At 40.3% G+C, this 15,526-nt stretch carries 10 protein-coding genes, 1 tRNA gene and 1 pseudogene; 7 read left to right on the plus strand and 5 right to left on the minus strand.

What is annotated here, in order from left to right; translation table 11 throughout:
* Positions 1-96: 96 nt before the first annotated feature.
* Positions 97-2,076 (minus strand): phytase, encoded by a 1,980-nt coding sequence (locus tag EXE10_RS03395; protein WP_130112361.1) that lies wholly within the window; start codon positions 2,074-2,076, stop codon positions 97-99.
* A 79-nt stretch (positions 2,077-2,155) separates the two neighbouring features.
* Positions 2,156-4,642, minus strand: coding sequence for a TonB-dependent receptor (locus EXE10_RS03400; RefSeq protein ID WP_130112362.1), 2,487 nt, complete (start codon positions 4,640-4,642; stop codon positions 2,156-2,158).
* Positions 4,643-4,965: 323 nt separating this feature from the next.
* Here EXE10_RS03400 and EXE10_RS03405 point away from each other — a divergent pair, with 323 nt between their 5' ends.
* The 6 genes from EXE10_RS03405 to EXE10_RS03430 all read left to right on the plus strand — a co-directional run bounded on the left by EXE10_RS03405 (position 4,966) and on the right by EXE10_RS03430 (position 11,793).
* The gene (locus tag EXE10_RS03405; protein ID WP_130112363.1) at positions 4,966-5,892 is read left to right on the plus strand and encodes a diguanylate cyclase domain-containing protein; all 927 of its coding nucleotides are present in this window, start codon (positions 4,966-4,968) and stop codon (positions 5,890-5,892) included.
* Positions 5,889-6,890, plus strand: coding sequence for a helix-turn-helix transcriptional regulator (locus EXE10_RS03410; protein ID WP_130112364.1), 1,002 nt, complete (start codon positions 5,889-5,891; stop codon positions 6,888-6,890). The genes EXE10_RS03405 and EXE10_RS03410 overlap by 4 nt, the downstream gene beginning before the upstream one ends.
* 321 nt (positions 6,891-7,211) lie before the next feature.
* Positions 7,212-8,627: an anthranilate 1,2-dioxygenase large subunit gene (antA, locus tag EXE10_RS03415; RefSeq protein ID WP_130112365.1), complete on the plus strand. Its 1,416-nt coding sequence runs from the start codon at positions 7,212-7,214 to the stop codon at positions 8,625-8,627.
* A 2-nt stretch (positions 8,628-8,629) separates the two neighbouring features.
* Complete coding sequence (gene antB / locus EXE10_RS03420) at positions 8,630-9,121, plus strand: anthranilate 1,2-dioxygenase small subunit (RefSeq protein WP_087514449.1); 492 nt, start codon at positions 8,630-8,632, stop codon at positions 9,119-9,121.
* An 11-nt stretch (positions 9,122-9,132) separates the two neighbouring features.
* Entirely contained in the window at positions 9,133-10,164 is a 1,032-nt protein-coding gene (antC, locus tag EXE10_RS03425) for an anthranilate 1,2-dioxygenase electron transfer component AntC (protein WP_130112366.1), read from the plus strand.
* A 570-nt stretch (positions 10,165-10,734) separates the two neighbouring features.
* The gene (locus EXE10_RS03430; RefSeq protein WP_130112367.1) at positions 10,735-11,793 is read left to right on the plus strand and encodes an AraC family transcriptional regulator; all 1,059 of its coding nucleotides are present in this window, start codon (positions 10,735-10,737) and stop codon (positions 11,791-11,793) included.
* Positions 11,794-11,812: 19 nt separating this feature from the next.
* Here EXE10_RS03430 and EXE10_RS03435 read toward each other — a convergent pair.
* The 3 genes and pseudogenes from EXE10_RS03435 to greB all read right to left on the minus strand — a co-directional run.
* A pseudogene (locus EXE10_RS03435) lies at positions 11,813-12,406 on the minus strand (dienelactone hydrolase family protein); the annotation flags it as partial.
* Between the two features lie 645 nt (positions 12,407-13,051).
* A tRNA-Ser gene (locus tag EXE10_RS03440) sits at positions 13,052-13,141 on the minus strand.
* 90 nt (positions 13,142-13,231) lie between these two features.
* On the minus strand, positions 13,232-13,726 hold the full coding sequence (greB, locus tag EXE10_RS03445; RefSeq protein WP_130112379.1) for a transcription elongation factor GreB: 495 nt from the start codon (positions 13,724-13,726) through the stop codon (positions 13,232-13,234).
* Positions 13,727-14,265: 539 nt separating this feature from the next.
* On the opposite strand from greB, the gene EXE10_RS03450 reads away from it, so the two are divergent.
* Positions 14,266-15,375, plus strand: coding sequence for a transglycosylase SLT domain-containing protein (locus EXE10_RS03450; RefSeq protein WP_068974886.1), 1,110 nt, complete (start codon positions 14,266-14,268; stop codon positions 15,373-15,375).
* Positions 15,376-15,526 lie beyond the last annotated feature (151 nt).

The following is a 15,526-nucleotide window of genomic DNA, read 5'->3' on the forward strand; positions in this document are numbered from 1 at the left end:
CTCCAATTTTTTACTGCATTGTGCAGCACATATATTTTTAAAATGGGCTGAGATTCTTTAACAGCCCATATACTCACCTAGGTACTGAAGCGTTATTCAGTCCAGGTTCAGGGCTTGAGCGATTTTGTCCCACGGCACATATTTGAAGTTCTGATTGGTTTCAGGCATACGTTTACGTCCATCCTGTACCACCAATATGCCTTGCTTCCATTTGCCACCAAAATTGTGTGAACTTACATCCAGCCCATCTGTTTCAGACACAGCATCAATGCCTTTGTCGGTATTAATCCCGATACGAAATACACCACGAACTGTATAAGGCGCATCAGCATCCATCACTACAAAACTGTCATTGCCCTGGCTTGAAACCACCAGATAACTTTGGTTTTTGCCGTGATAAAGCCCCATGCCTTCAATGTCATCATGCATCACGTCTCCAACAGCAATTACCTTTTGCATTGGAAGCTGAGTTTCTGGATTGAGATCTTTTACCCACACCGCGACATCTTCTTCACCTAAGAAAATGCGTCCTGTAGCATCATCTACAACACAACCTTCCGGTTGGGTTTTCACTGAAAAGCGTTGCACTTCTTCAGCGCTTAATTTTTGTTGTGTTGCCGTAATATGGTACTGAATGAAAGTCCCGTTTTTATCGTTTGGAATCGCATAGATTTCACCCTGAGCATCGCGGTACATGCAAATGCCATAGATATCTTCCAAAGTGGTTGGAAGCTCGCCAAGCACAGACACCTTGCCCGTTTTCGGTTGAATCGCAAAAACATGCAGGCTGTTATGATCTCGGTTTGATGCCACCGCCAGATCGATGGTTTGATTACCCCATTTAAAACCGTGGCGTACATCAACATTATTCAAGCGCCCTACTGGCAAATACTGAACAGTTTTACCCTCTAAGTCATTCACCTGTAAGCCACCTTGTTTATCTGTGGCTAAAATGCGCGATTGACTCGGCTGCGCTGCGTTATGCCAAATCGCAGGGTCGTCAGCTGCATCACCTGTACTTGGCACACCTTCCGTCTGCACTTCCGCAGGAATGGTGATGATATTTTTAGACTTCGTAGTTGCCTGTGTTTCCCACTCTGCCTCTGTCACTTTTACAGTTTTGTCGTCCAAAATCAGCAGGGATTTATTGCCAAAATCACCTTGAATACTAAGCGTCTCTGCTTCTTTTAAATGATCCAGTTGCAAAGGAGTTAAAGCTTTCCAGTGCTGATCCTGCTTTTGATAACGGTAAAGCAAAGGTTTTTCTGCATCCAGTACTGCGATCTGATTATCTGTGATTGCAATTGCAGACGGTGAACCCTGAGTCGAACCAAAAGGTTGCACGAGATCCACCGCTTGACGCACCATGTCAGCTTCAGAATGCGCTGGATATACCCAGACGCCAGTATTCTCTTCATTAATAAACAGCTCAGCAGTGGCATCATTCACTTTGCACACAGTACTGGCAGGTGGAAAACTGAGACGACGTACCAACTGTGGTTGAGCCAGAACTTTTTCCTGCTTTGCTACAAGCCACTGTTCTCCAATGCCTTCTTCACCCACTAGAAAAGCAAAACTCAGCCCCTGAGTATCGGTATACAGACAGACATCTTCAGACTTAAATGAGCGTTTTGGGATGAAGCCTGGTTTATCCCATGCTTTATTTTTTAAATTCATACTCATCAATCGAATTTGCTGTTGTTGCAAATCCGATGCAGCAATCAATAAATGCTCCGAACCGATCCGATAATCAAAGCGTCCGAACTGACCCTGAATCTGATGAAGTACAGTCTGTTCACTATCTAAAAACTGTAGTCCTTTGTTCTTACTACTCAGTAAGACTGAAACTTCTGTCCATGCACTCAAGCTCAACCATTGTACATCCTCAGTTTTCGCCCCATTCGTGTCAATTTCACGCAATTGCAGCTTAGGTTCGCTCGGCAGGTCAATCTGCACTTCAGCGGATGTGAGCGGATGACTGCCCTGTGTAGCTTGAGGCATATTGTGTTGACTACATGCAGTCAACAGCAGTAAACAACTGCTTAAAATAGACAGTTTAAACAATGAAACATTCATAGAGATACTCAAAATCTGGCAAAAAATCCTCAAGGCTTTCTGCTGGAGAGAAAACCTGAGTACTGAAATTTAATTCGGTTTAAAAGTGGGTATAAGTCAGTGCCAGTTTGTAGGCTGGACCATATTCTTCATATTGCGAGTTATGAGCTTTAGAACCCGCATAGTTGTAATAGTGTTCATCCGTGATATTTTGCACATCAAACTTAAGCTGTAAGTTTTTCGATAAATTCACATGGCTACTCAAATCGAGGAATACCTGATCATCGGTATAGATGTCTTTTTCAGGTGTATCAATGTCACCCAGTTCATATAAATAATTTGATTTATAGTTTGCTGAAAGACGGACACCAAAGCGTTCATTTTCCCAGCCAATCATGGCATTGCCCACAATATCTGATTGATTTGGCATATGAATACGACGGCTCAATAATTCACCATCTTTCATTGAATCAATATCTGCTTCTGACTTACTGAATGTCGTATTGAAACCTAACAGAAGACCATTCCATGGCGCGCTTAAATGCTCAAACTTTTGCGAGTAAGCAAACTCCATTCCATACAGTTTGGCTTGATTACCATTTTTATAGGTAATTGCCTCATCAAAGTCAGCCCACTGCCCCGTGCCTGCAATATTGGTACTGTAAATAAAGTGATCAATATCTTTATAGAATGCATAGAAGCTCACCATGCTGGCTTTGCCAAAATACTTTTCTACCCCTAAGTCAAAATTGGAAGACTCAAGTGGTTTCAGCATTGGATTACCAAATTCTGCTTCATCACCATCTATATAAACACCTGGCGCACTTTGTGCGAAATTTGGTCGCACGACACTGTTTGTCCATGCCGCACGAAGATAGGCGTTATCTGCCAGCTGATAGCGTAAATGTAAGCTTGGCAACCAGTGATCATAGTCATTTTCATATCTGATTGCGGTAATCACATCATCATTAAACTCAAACCCACGTGCTTCAAAACTGGTGTTTTCATAACGCAGACCCGCAATCACACGCAGTTGATCAAAATCAACCGTATTCATGACATAAGCCGCCTGAATATCTTCATTTGACTTAAAATCGTTAATGATTGAGCCGTCTGCAACAACATAGTCGTTTGGATTTAATCCGCTGATTTTGTCTTTGATGGCATTTTCGTTAATCGTGGGACCAAACTGACCCAGTTCATAATGACTGTTGTGATTAAAGTCTGAACCGGATGTACTTAGATCTTCATACTTCCACTCATCAGTATTACTGGTTTTTTCACGCTGACTGATCTTGCCACCGAACTTCAATGCAGCAGCATAATTTCCTAGCATATAGTCTTTTAAAAAATCTAATTTACCGTTGTATTCTTTATCGGTAGTTTTAGACTTTTCCCACGACACCGAATCCAGCTCATAGTTGGCAGCATCATAAAAGTCCTGATCTGCAGTAATAACAGGTTTTTGGGTATTGTTAAAACCGACATTGCTGAATTCACCTTTATATTTTGCTCCAGAAATACCACCTGGATTTTCTTCCGATGCTTCGCTATAACCAAGCTGACCTTCTACCGTCCATGTGCCAAAACCTTGTTTGCCGCCTAGAACAAAAGACTGTATTTCTTGCATTTCGACACGGCTTTTTAAAGCACGAGCGGCTTCGGCATCACCCTGTTGCCCTGCGAATTGCGGATCGGCAAATTCAGCAGACACTTCCTGACGCGATTCGGTATCTTTAAAACGGCTGTATAAAGTTCTTAAATAGTATTCGCCTGTGTCATTCGGACGGTAGTCAAAGTTTAAACCCGCACCAATGCGCTCTCGCTCAATGTCATACTGACGCATTGCGGTTTCTTCAAGTGCCTCCCCATCCCAGGCACCACCTGTCTCGACATTATCTGAGCCAAATTTTCGGTTTTGATAACTGAGCGCCAGTGCGACCCCAAGATTATCTTTTCCCTCACCGACACTGAAACGGTTACTGATGGCACCAGATGCTTTCGGGCTATATTTTTCCCGTTTTTCATCATAACCACCTTCAACCGTTCCTGTATAAAACAAACCGTCATGGTCAAAAGCCGATAAACTTTCGACCTGAACCGTACCACCCAATGAATTGGCATCCATATCAGGTGTCAGTGTTTTCACCACAGCCAAAGACTGCACCAGCTCTGAAGGTAAAACATCCAGTGCCACGCCACGGCGGTCACTTTCAGGCGCAGGAACCAAAGTACCATTGATGGTTACTGCATTCAGGTCTGCCCCTAAACCACGAACCGAAACAAAACGTCCTTCACCCTGATCTCGTTCTGTAGAAACCCCTGGTATCCGTTGCAGAGCTTCTGCGGCATTGTCATCGGGTAACTGTCCTATGCCATCGGCATGAACCACACTACTGATCTGGTCAGCACGTTTCTGTTCTTTGAGTGCTTTATCCATACTTGCAGCTTGACCAATGACCTGTACATATTCCACCGCGTTATCTTCGGCATACAGTTGAGTCATGCTGAGCATTGACAGAACCAGTGTGCTCAGCTGGAAAGCCGCACGTTTATTTCTCACTGAACGGTTATTCGCATTTTTCATTTTGTGTATCCCCTCAAGCCAAAGTGGCATGGTTTGGAGGCACAATAAAAACTGAATATGAATATGATGTGACAGTCAAAATTTAAACCCTTCAATTTGCAGGTTTTCGAGACTTTCTTCTGGGTAAATGAGCTGATTTGATCTGTACAGAGAAAAAATTGAGCTGACTGAATACTGCATATTTACCGTAAAGGCAGGGTTTTTCAGCATTTCTCCCGACCAGAATTAAAAATAGTCTGATCTGTTTTGACTCCAGTCCTTGCCATGAAACTGTCATCTGAATCTGTTTAGCTTGGGCGAAAATAAATCATTTCCCAAATGCTATGCCTAAATACTTTGCTTACTACCGCTGGCCTCTATGCTGTATAGCGATTGCCTGTAGCGTATCGCTATGGCTATTTATCCTGCTTGGTCAGGTCAAATCATTCGCAGAATGGAACTGGGTCGATATTTTAGGTGAAGGAGGGGCAACTGTTTTTATTGGCATCTGGATTTTCTTTATTATTAAAAGCCGTCCTTTGGGTCGTGTAACTAATTATATCTTTTATGGATTATGTTTTATTTTTTTCCACATGTGGATGGACAGTTTAGATGAATTTATTCGCATGCCCAAAGAAATCATGTGGGATGCATGGCTTGAGTCCATTCCTTTTCCAATTGGACTGTTCCTGTTTACCCTTGGGATTTATTTCTGGCATCAGGAAGAACTGGCAATTTCCAGACACATGCAAAAACGGGAACGCATCTATCGGGATCACCGTTTATTCGATGCACTCACTCCTTTGGCAGATGCACATTATTTTAAAACCCAGCTCAAAGTGGCAATCGAACAAAATCTGCATGAACCAGCCGATATGTCCGTTGTTCTGCTGGATATGCATAATTTTAATCAGATTAATCAAACATATGGATTTGAGGAAGGCACATCTATTTTACAGCACGTTTCACAATTGATCAGTCTGAACTTACGCCCACACGATCTGCTCTGTCGCTTCGCTGGGGATCGTTTCATTATGCTTTTACCGGAGACCAGCCTTCAGCAAGCTGAAAAAATTGCTACACAGCTTGAGCGCATGCTGATGGTCAGTGCTTATTATCAGCGGGATTTATCGGTACAGATTCCCTTAAAAGCGATCACAACCTGTTGTTCAGTCGAGCAATATCAGTCTGTTCAGCAATTGTTAAGTACCTTAAATCAGCAATTGATCCAGAAGAAACAATACTATTCACCTAAGCGAGCGATGGTATGAACTTCGAATGCGACTACAGCTACATTCCTGCACATCATCAATTATCTATTTTAATTGATTTAGCAGCCAGCCATGAAGTCGATCATCATATTCTACTCAGCGGTAGTGGTATTTTCCTGGAAGATATATTTTCAGGACAAAAGCTGATCAATCAGCAACAGTTACAGCAGGTTTTAAAAAATGCGGAACTGCATTTCCGCAATCAGGACATCAGTTTTTTATTCGGTCAGCGTAGCTTAACCACCCCCTTTAATGATGCGATTAAGTCCATGCTCTATGCATCGACCTTCGATGAGGCGCTTAGCCGTTATTTAACATTTTCCGCATCCGTTTCACCGTGGTTATGCCCCCGACTCATGTATAGCCAAGACTATGTTCATATTTACTGGTTAGATGAAAACAAGCTTGAAAATCGCTTTTCAATCGAGAGCGCAATGAGTGCAATACAGGCGTTTAGCCGTCAACTGTACCAGGCCAAATTAGCGTGGAAATTTGAATTTAACTTTTCTGAACCGGATTATATTGAACAATACTGGACGCATTTAGGCAGTACATTAGAGTTTAATCGCCCGATCAATATGATGAGCCTTCCCCGTGACATCATCCATGAAAAACTTCCCAATGCTTCTTCTACCTTAGCTGCAATCAGTTATCAACACGCGCTGAAAGAAATGACAGCCCAGAATATCCAGCAGAGTTTTTTGCTCAGTCTGTATCAATACTTAATGCAGAATATCCAGAATAATATTCAACTCGAACAAACAGCTGACTATTTTCAGATGAGTTCAGCCACCTTAAAGCGAAAACTGAAAAAGCATCAGACCCATTTTCAGGCCCAGCTCGATCAAAGCCGCTTACATACCGCCATCATTTTATATCGTGTACATGGTTTTAAAACAGAACAGATTTCTCAGCATTTACAAATTAACGATGCCACCAATTTTCGACGTGCGTTTAAACGCTGGAGTGGTTTAACTGTACAAGCTGCACAGTCCTAATTACTTATTCTGAAGTACCTCAATCACTTAATTTCTCAATATATATCCAGATTAAAACAATTCAAATTAGAAAATCTGGCAATTTACTCACACAGGTTATAACAGCACTTATTCAGGATTACGCTTAACCCTGTAAAACTGTATATAATTGAATTTTATTAAATTTAAATTAAAAAACTCAAAAAATATAAGCTCCTTATTTTACAACTTGGCTGTAACAAACTGCATAAAGTGGATAAAGACACGGAAAATCTGGATAGAGCCCTTCTCAGATTCGCGGTTCAATCAGACAAAAGCACTGATTGGATAGAGGAAGATCCCATGACTGCACGTAACCTCGCCGAATGGCAAAATTTTGTACAGGGTTGTCTCGATTTTCGCCCAAATGATGGAGTCTATCGAATTGCTCGCGATATGTTTACTGAGCCAGAATTATTCGAACTCGAAATGGAACTCATTTTTGAAAAAGTCTGGATTTATGCCTGTCATGAAAGTGAAATTCCAGCTCATCATGACTTCGTCACCGTACAGATCGGTCGTCAACCTATCATTGTGAGCCGTGATGCCAAAGGTGAATTACATGCAATGGTCAATGCCTGTGAACATCGTGGTGCGACACTGACACGTGTTGCCAAAGGCAATCAGTCGGTATTTACCTGCCCATTCCATGCATGGTGCTATAAATCTGATGGTCGTTTAGTCAAAGTTAAAGCTCCTGGCGAATACTGTGAAGATTTTGACAAATCAAGCCGTGGCTTAAAACAAGCTCGAATCAGCAGCTATCGTGGATTTGTATTCGTCAGCCTAGATACTCAGGCGACAGATTTACTTGAAGACTTTTTAGGTGATGCCAAAGTATTTCTGGATCTGATGGTCGATCAGTCTCCGACAGGTGAACTTGAGGTTCTACAAGGTAAATCTGCATACACCTTTGCAGGTAACTGGAAACTGCAAAATGAAAATGGTCTGGATGGCTACCACGTCAGCACAGTGCATTATAACTATGTATCTACTGTACAGCACCGCCAGCAAGTGAATGCAGCCAAAGGCGATGAACTTGATACACTGGATTACAGTAAACTCGGTGCAGGCGATGCCGAAACCGATGATGGCTGGTTCAGCTTTAAAAATGGTCATAGCGTATTGTTCAGTGATATGCCAAACCCAACAGTGCGTCCAGGCTATGATGTGGTTATGCCTTACCTTGTGGAAAGGTTTGGTGAGAAACGTGCTGAATGGGCAATGCACCGCTTACGCAACTTAAATTTATACCCAAGCCTGTTCTTTATGGATCAGATCAGTTCTCAACTACGGATTATTCGCCCAGTCGCATGGAATAAAACTGAAGTCATCAGTCAGTGTATTGGTGTTAAAGGTGAGTCCAGAGAAGCACGTCGTAACCGTATTCGCCAGTTTGAAGACTTTTTCAATGTGTCTGGTTTAGGCACACCTGACGATCTGGTTGAATTCCGTGAGCAGCAAAAAGGCTTTCAGGGACGTCTGGAGCGCTGGAGTGATATCTCCCGTGGCTATCATCAATGGACATATGGTCCAACACAAAACTCGCAGGATCTGGGTATTCAGCCCGTCATTACAGGTCGTGAATTTACTCATGAAGGACTGTATGTCAATCAGCATGGACAATGGCAACGCCTTATTTTAGATGGGTTGAATAAGAAAATGCTCAAAATGCACGATGTTACTTTTAACAATCAATCTGTTACGGATGAGGTGTAATTATGTCTCTCGAACTTCATTTTGCAGTTTCACAGTTCCTCTATAAAAAAGCTGAACTATGCGATAACTACGATTGGGATGCTTACATCAACCTATACGATGAGGACAGTGTATACCACATCCCACAATGGATTGATGATCACAACTATGTTCAGGATCCAGATCAGGGTTTATCTTACGTTTATTATGAGGACCGTTCTGGTCTTGAAGACCGTGTATTCCGTATCCGTACCGGTAAAGCAGCTTCAGCAACGCCTCTGCCACGTACACAACACAATATTCATAATGTGCAGGTAAAAACACTGGATGATGGTTTGGTTGAAGCCAGAGTCAGCTGGCGAACGCTGTATAACCGTCAGGGACTGGAGGGCTGTTTTTATGGACGCGCAACCTATTTATTACGTCCAACAGAAGACAGTTTCCGTATCCGCCGTCAGCACAGTGTACTGTTGAATGACAGGATTGATTCCGTTCTTGATTTCTATCACGTTTAAGGGGAGTCAATATGGATCATTCTGTTGCACTCAACTTTGCTGATGGCAAAACTTTTTTTATTTCTGTCCAGCAAGACGAATTGTTGCTTGATGCAGCAGTTCGTCAGGGCATTAATCTACCTTTAGACTGTCGTGAAGGCGTTTGTGGAACCTGTCAGGGGAAATGTGAAACGGGTGTTTATGAACAGGAATACGTGGATGAAGATGCATTAAGTGAACGTGATCTGTCCGAGCGCAAAATGCTGGCGTGTCAGACCCGCGTCAAATCCAATGCCGCTTTTTATTTTGATCATAACTCCACCATTTGTAATACCGGTGAGACTTTAAAAATTGCGACCGTTGTGACGGGTGTAGAACTCGTTTCAGAAACTACCGCTATTCTATATTTGGATGCCCGTAGCCACACCAGACAACTGGACTTTTTACCAGGTCAGTATGCACGTTTACAGATTCCAGAGACAGATGACTGGCGTTCTTATTCATTTGCCAATCGTCCAAATGCCAGCAATCAGCTTCAGTTTTTAATTCGCCTCCTCCCAAATGGTGTGATGAGCAATTATTTGAGAGAACGTTGTCAGATTGGGCAAACTTTGATGATGGAAGCACCTTTAGGCAGCTTTTATCTTCGTGAAGCGGGACGTCCTTTGGTATTTATTGCAGGTGGTACAGGGTTATCCGCATTTTTAGGTATGCTGGATAATATTGCAGAACAACCGTGTCAGCCACCGGTTCGCTTGTATTATGGTGTAAATACAGAAGCTGATTTATGCGAACAGAACCGCTTAACTGCCTATGCAGAACGGATTAAAGACTTCAGTTATCATCCGATTATTTCTAAAGCATCGGAACAATGGCAAGGCAAATCTGGTTTCATTCATGAACATTTAGATAAGAATCAACTGGCTGAACAAAGCTTTGATATGTACTTATGTGGTCCGCCGCCCATGATTGAAGCAGTCAAAACATGGCTGGATGAACAAGCGATTGAGGACTGTCACATTTACAGTGAAAAATTCTTACAAAGTAACATAGCAAAAACTTAATCCCCCTTACTGGCTCAATGTCATATTCCAAAATATGACATTGACTATCACCCTGCGCTGATACATTCGCTATTTAAGTCATATATGCATAAATAAACATAACTGATAAAAACGATACCCGCTCATTTTTCTGAAACTCAGTATGTCTTTCAACATATTTTATATAATTGATTCAATCTGTTTTTTCTGTATAAAAAAATTACAATTTAATATAAATAATGCAATAAATTTCAATTATTTAAAAAATACCATATAGCTGAAATAAATTGATCATTTTAGTCAGATTTGCTATATATTAAAGACTGACCTTAAGGAATAAGGTCATATAAAGAGCTCAAGGTATGATCATGTTTTTCTCTTTAATTTGAAATAAAAACTTCTCATTTTTAATTTGATTGATCATGTCCTGACAGGCTTAAAAATAGTATTAAAAGTATATTAACTGGTCTATTTTTTGCTTAATTCTTTATGTTATTGCGAGCCACTTAAATGTTTAAGTATTACTGATAATATTTCAATCTGGTTGACACAGTTGCGATATTTTCAGTGAGCCAGCCAAAAGGAATATGAATGAGTCAGGTCAATCCCACTATTGAATTAAATGGACGTCATCTACAGCAATGTTCCATTTTTTCATCACAAAACTTAGTGTTCCAGCATCAGGATCTGGGTGAAACCTGCAAAAGTGTGGGACAAATCTTTAAACCACACCTGTTAAAAATCGTGCAGCAACGTAACGATTTTTACTCGTCCATGCACCATCTGACGGCTGGGCGTTTATCCATCAGTCGTCTTGAATACGGCGCTGATGTTTATATTGAACCTGATCATCTGGATAATTTTTATCTGATTCAAATTCCAACACAGGGTTATGCTGAAATTGAAATTAATCAGCAAAAATTTATTTCTTATACACAAGTTGCATCGCTCATTTCCCCAGATCAGTCGTTTAAAATGCGCTGGCATGCAAACTCTCCGCAACTCATTCTAAAAATAGATAAAGAGGATTTGCTCCAGCATTGTCGTCAGCATCTTCCAGATGTTCCTCATCACTTACCGTTATTTGAACCAAAACTTGATTTTTCGACGCAAGGTGGTGGTTACTTTTTACAACTTATGCGCACCCTTACCGATGCTTTAGCTTGCGAACGACATCCATTACATCATCCAATGGCTTTTAAACAGTTTGAATCCAGTCTGTTCAACGCACTGATTTATGGTCAGCAAAATACGTTATTACAACGTATTGAACAAACCAAAGAACAGGCGATTTCACCTTATTTCATCAAACGTACCGAAGCATTTATGCGCGAAAATCTGCATGCGTCGCTCACCATTGAACAATTGGCCGAACATGCTGGTGTCAGTGTACGCACCCTGTTTGCAGGATTTAAAAGCTTTTTGAATACTACGCCAATGTCATACTTAAGAGAGCTGCGTTTTGAACAGGCGCATATTGAATTGTTGCGTAACGAGCATATTTCCGTTACGGATGTCGCATTTAAATGGGGCTTTACACATCTGGGACGTTTTTCTCAGGAATACAAACGCCGCTATGGTGAATTACCATCCAGTACTCGCCGTACTTCTATAGAACATCAAGATATTGGCTTAAAAGCATATTCATAATCGGGCTAAAATATTTCAAGACATAAGCATTGACGTTCTTATATTGTGCAGCAGCATCCAGAATCTGTTGCCGTGCTTCTGGTGGGGTAAATTTATCTAATTCGGCTATATGTAAAACCATGCGGCCTTTAACATTTGCAAGCTCATGCAATGCCTTTTCGATTCCCACACCGTAATAACCGACTGTACAAGCAACTTCGGGAATACGGCAACCGGACAGATAAGCCACTTTTCCACCCAGACAATACCCAACAACCCCCAAACCAGCATCTGCATCACAAGCTACAAGTGTTTTTAAATGGTTCAAGCTATCCTGAATATCTTCCACTCCTAGGTCTTCATCGTAATTTTGATAAAGCTCAAACGCTTTTTGAAAATCCTGTTCGGTATAACCGAGTTCAATACGTGGTGCAGTACGCCAGAATAGATCTGGCACGATGACTGTATATCCCTCTTCTGCCAGGAAATCTGCTTTGGCGCGCATTGCAGCGTTAATACCAAAAATCTCCTGACACAGTACGACTCCTGGACCTTTTCCACCTTCGGCAATTGCTAAATACGCAGCAAATGACTTCCCTGTTTGTGTTTTTACGTCAATATATTGACCTGCCATTTCACTGACTCCAGACCTAACTCTTGCAGTTATCATGTCTGTGAAAGGAGAGTAGCGTCTGTCCAGAATCTGCGAATATTATCCAGCTTCTGCGAAATGTTGCGTCAAACTGCAAAAAAACTTCCCTGAATCAGTCTTTTTGTTCTGATCTCATCAAAGTTAAATCATGTGGAAAATATGGATGAAGATATAGGCTTATCGGATAGTGGCTTACGGTAAAAAAAGCTTTAATCAAAGCATATTAGAGAACCACCGCTCTTTTAATCCAGCTTAGAACAAAGTTTAGAAAACTCTCAGAATAAATTCCATGGTTCTAGACTAGTAAAATTTCACTTAATTTTATGTAATTAGGTTCCAAAGCTCTTCAGCTAGCTCAGCAAGTTTAATGTCCAATCTGAGTTTATAAGCATCCAACAAGTATGCTTCTATCCAAATTTTTATATGGGGGTAAAGTACACAGATAAAAAAGCCGTAATAAAGATCTTACTGCTTTTTTACTACTTTATAACGACCAATTGTCACGGTCTAACAAACCACAACACAAAGTATTTTCTAATTTTAATATTGAAACTGATCATGTTTCTAGTATAGAAGAACTCAGGCAATAAAAAAGCCCTTGTAAATACAAGGGCTTAATTAAATATTTGGCGGAAGCGGTGAGATTCGAACTCACGGAGGACTCGCGCCCTCGTCGGTTTTCAAGACCGGTGCATTAAACCGCTCTGCCACGCTTCCAATGGCGGCTATCATATAAATAAAATTGCGACTTGGCAAATCTTTTTCAGCATTTTCTCAATCAAATGTACAAAATAAAATCAAATATTATTAATTTGCTGAATTTTCAGGCTTTTCATAACGAATTGAATTGATATACCACTGTTTTTTACCCAATGGCGTGATCACTTCGACTTCATCATAAACTTGTTTAGACAACAAAGCCCGTGCCATTGGTGAATCAATCGAAATATGTTGTGGATGGTGATCATAAATTTCATCCACGCCGACAATACGCAAAGTCTTTTGTTCGCCATCATCATTTTCTATTTCGACCCACGCGCCAAAATAAACTTTACCCTCTTGCTCAGGTGCAAAATCAATTATTTTCAACTCTTCTAAACGTTTACCTAAATAACGAACACGTCGATCAATCTTCCTAAGTATTTGTTTATTATATTGGTAATCAGCATTTTCCGAACGATCGCCTAAACTTGCAGCCCACGTTACTTTCTTAGTGATTTCAGGACGTTCTTCACGCCATAAATGTTGCAACTCCGCAACCAATAAATCATGCCCTGAACGGGTAATCAAATTTGATTTCATCATTTAGAACCATTTTCAATATACTTAAATCGCATAAATTTCTTCAAAAAGCTTTGATCAGTGTACTGCGAATAACCATCCAATGTCAGCGTAATACAGGCAAATAATGTAATTGAATCTGCCTTTCTCATTCAAATTAAGTCTTTTAAATATCACTTAAATTATTGCAGTCGTTTATTAACACTACATATATATTTGGTACATTTGCTTACACTTCATCTTCAAATAAAAATTCAACTATTCAGCTTGAAATTACAAAAAAATATTATATTAAAATTCATATAGTTAATGATTTTAATCTGGTTGTTTTTTATACAAAATTTGACAAGTAAAAAAAGTGCCTATAATATGCGCACATGTTTTATTAGCTTATTTTTTTATTTTTGTAGTTTTTCTGCAAAATACTTCAATCCCACATGTCATTTTTTGAATGACGTTCATGAATGCCCACCCTTATTGAATTTAGCAACTTTAAAGAGTTTAAGTACTGCTGTGCTTGTAACTTTTTCGGGCAATAAATTACTTGTAGCGGAGACAACATGCACAGTAGTTCAACCTCTGGGTCGAGGCTTTGCCTTAACTCATTTTTTCGCAATCTTCCAATCAAAGCCTTAGTTTTATCCACCGCATTAATTCCGTTTAGTATTAATGCAAGCAAGACCAATCAATATAATGCTGTTGTTAATTCTAGTAAATTGACAGTAGTGGCTGTTTCCAATCCGAGCATCGTGTTTAAGGATGGAAAATATAAGCATGGCTTCGGCTATGATTTAGCACATGATTATGCTGAAAGTTTAAACGCAAAACTTGAGTTTAAAACAGTCCCTGACAATGCAACTGCATTGAAAATGGTTGCACAGGGCAAAGCCAATTTTGCAATTACCACAGCAAGTATGCAGAGTATTGAAGCGAAAAGCTTAAGTTCGTTCTCTGCAAGTTGCGGTGATTTTAACAGCCTCAAAAAGAATGGGTTAAATACTGACCTTAACTGGGTATTTAAACAAGCTGATGATCCACTTACCGCAACTGCGAGTGGTTTTATTTGCCAAAGTAAGCAAAATGGCTCACTTCAGCAATTGGCGTCATTTTATAATCGTAATGTCGTTAAACAAGACGATTGGAATGTTATTCAACGTGATCTAAAATCTCGTTTACCGATTTATAAAGCAAGCTTTAAACAGTCTGCACAGAAATACGGTATAGACTGGCATTTATTGGCTGCAATTGGTTATCAAGAATCATATTTAAAACCCGACTCTGTTTCTCCCACAGGTGTCAGAGGCTTGATGATGTTGACCAATAGTACTGCCAAAGAAATGGGTGTGAATAATCGTAATGATCCTGCTCAAAGCATTCAAGGTGGGGCTAAATATTACGATATGATGTTGACGCGTTATTCTTACATTCGCAACCCTGACCGTCATTGGTACGCATTAGTTGCATATAATATGGGTCCAGGTGCTGTTGAAGGCATCCAGAAGCGTATTAAAGCACAAGGTAAAGATCCAAATGATTGGATGAACCTTTATAACTACTTAACTCGTCATCAAACGAGTAATGGTCGTTATAAGCAAGCGGTTCAATACGTTACTCGTATTCGTGCTTATCTTGAACATATCAAAACCACACCAAAGCTTTTAGAAATCTAATCTTTCAAACTTTAGGTATTTAGCATAAAGCGTTTTGGAGCCTAGTCATTTAAAAATTTGAAATGATTTTTAATCGGCAATAAAAAAGCTTACATTGATGTAAGCTTTTTTGGCTCTAATTCTAAATCGTCATGATATTCACATCGAATTA

The sequence above is a fragment of the Acinetobacter sp. WCHAc060033 genome, assembly GCF_004209125.1.
Taxonomy (GTDB): Bacteria; Pseudomonadota; Gammaproteobacteria; order Pseudomonadales; family Moraxellaceae; genus Acinetobacter; species Acinetobacter wuhouensis.

Excerpts from the sequence above, each read along its gene's own strand:
- EXE10_RS03395 (WP_130112361.1), bottom strand. The coding sequence starts at position 2,076 with ATGAATGTTTCATTGTTTAAACTGTCTATTTTAAGCAGTTGTTTACTG.
- EXE10_RS03400 (WP_130112362.1), bottom strand. The coding sequence starts at position 4,642 with ATGAAAAATGCGAATAACCGTTCAGTGAGAAATAAACGTGCGGCTTTC.
- EXE10_RS03405 (WP_130112363.1), top strand. The coding sequence starts at position 4,966 with ATGCCTAAATACTTTGCTTACTACCGCTGGCCTCTATGCTGTATAGCG.
- EXE10_RS03410 (WP_130112364.1), top strand. The coding sequence starts at position 5,889 with ATGAACTTCGAATGCGACTACAGCTACATTCCTGCACATCATCAATTA.
- antA (WP_130112365.1), top strand. The coding sequence starts at position 7,212 with ATGACTGCACGTAACCTCGCCGAATGGCAAAATTTTGTACAGGGTTGT.
- antB (WP_087514449.1), top strand. The coding sequence starts at position 8,630 with ATGTCTCTCGAACTTCATTTTGCAGTTTCACAGTTCCTCTATAAAAAA.
- antC (WP_130112366.1), top strand. The coding sequence starts at position 9,133 with ATGGATCATTCTGTTGCACTCAACTTTGCTGATGGCAAAACTTTTTTT.
- EXE10_RS03430 (WP_130112367.1), top strand. The coding sequence starts at position 10,735 with ATGAGTCAGGTCAATCCCACTATTGAATTAAATGGACGTCATCTACAG.
- greB (WP_130112379.1), bottom strand. The coding sequence starts at position 13,726 with ATGAAATCAAATTTGATTACCCGTTCAGGGCATGATTTATTGGTTGCG.
- EXE10_RS03450 (WP_068974886.1), top strand. The coding sequence starts at position 14,266 with ATGCACAGTAGTTCAACCTCTGGGTCGAGGCTTTGCCTTAACTCATTT.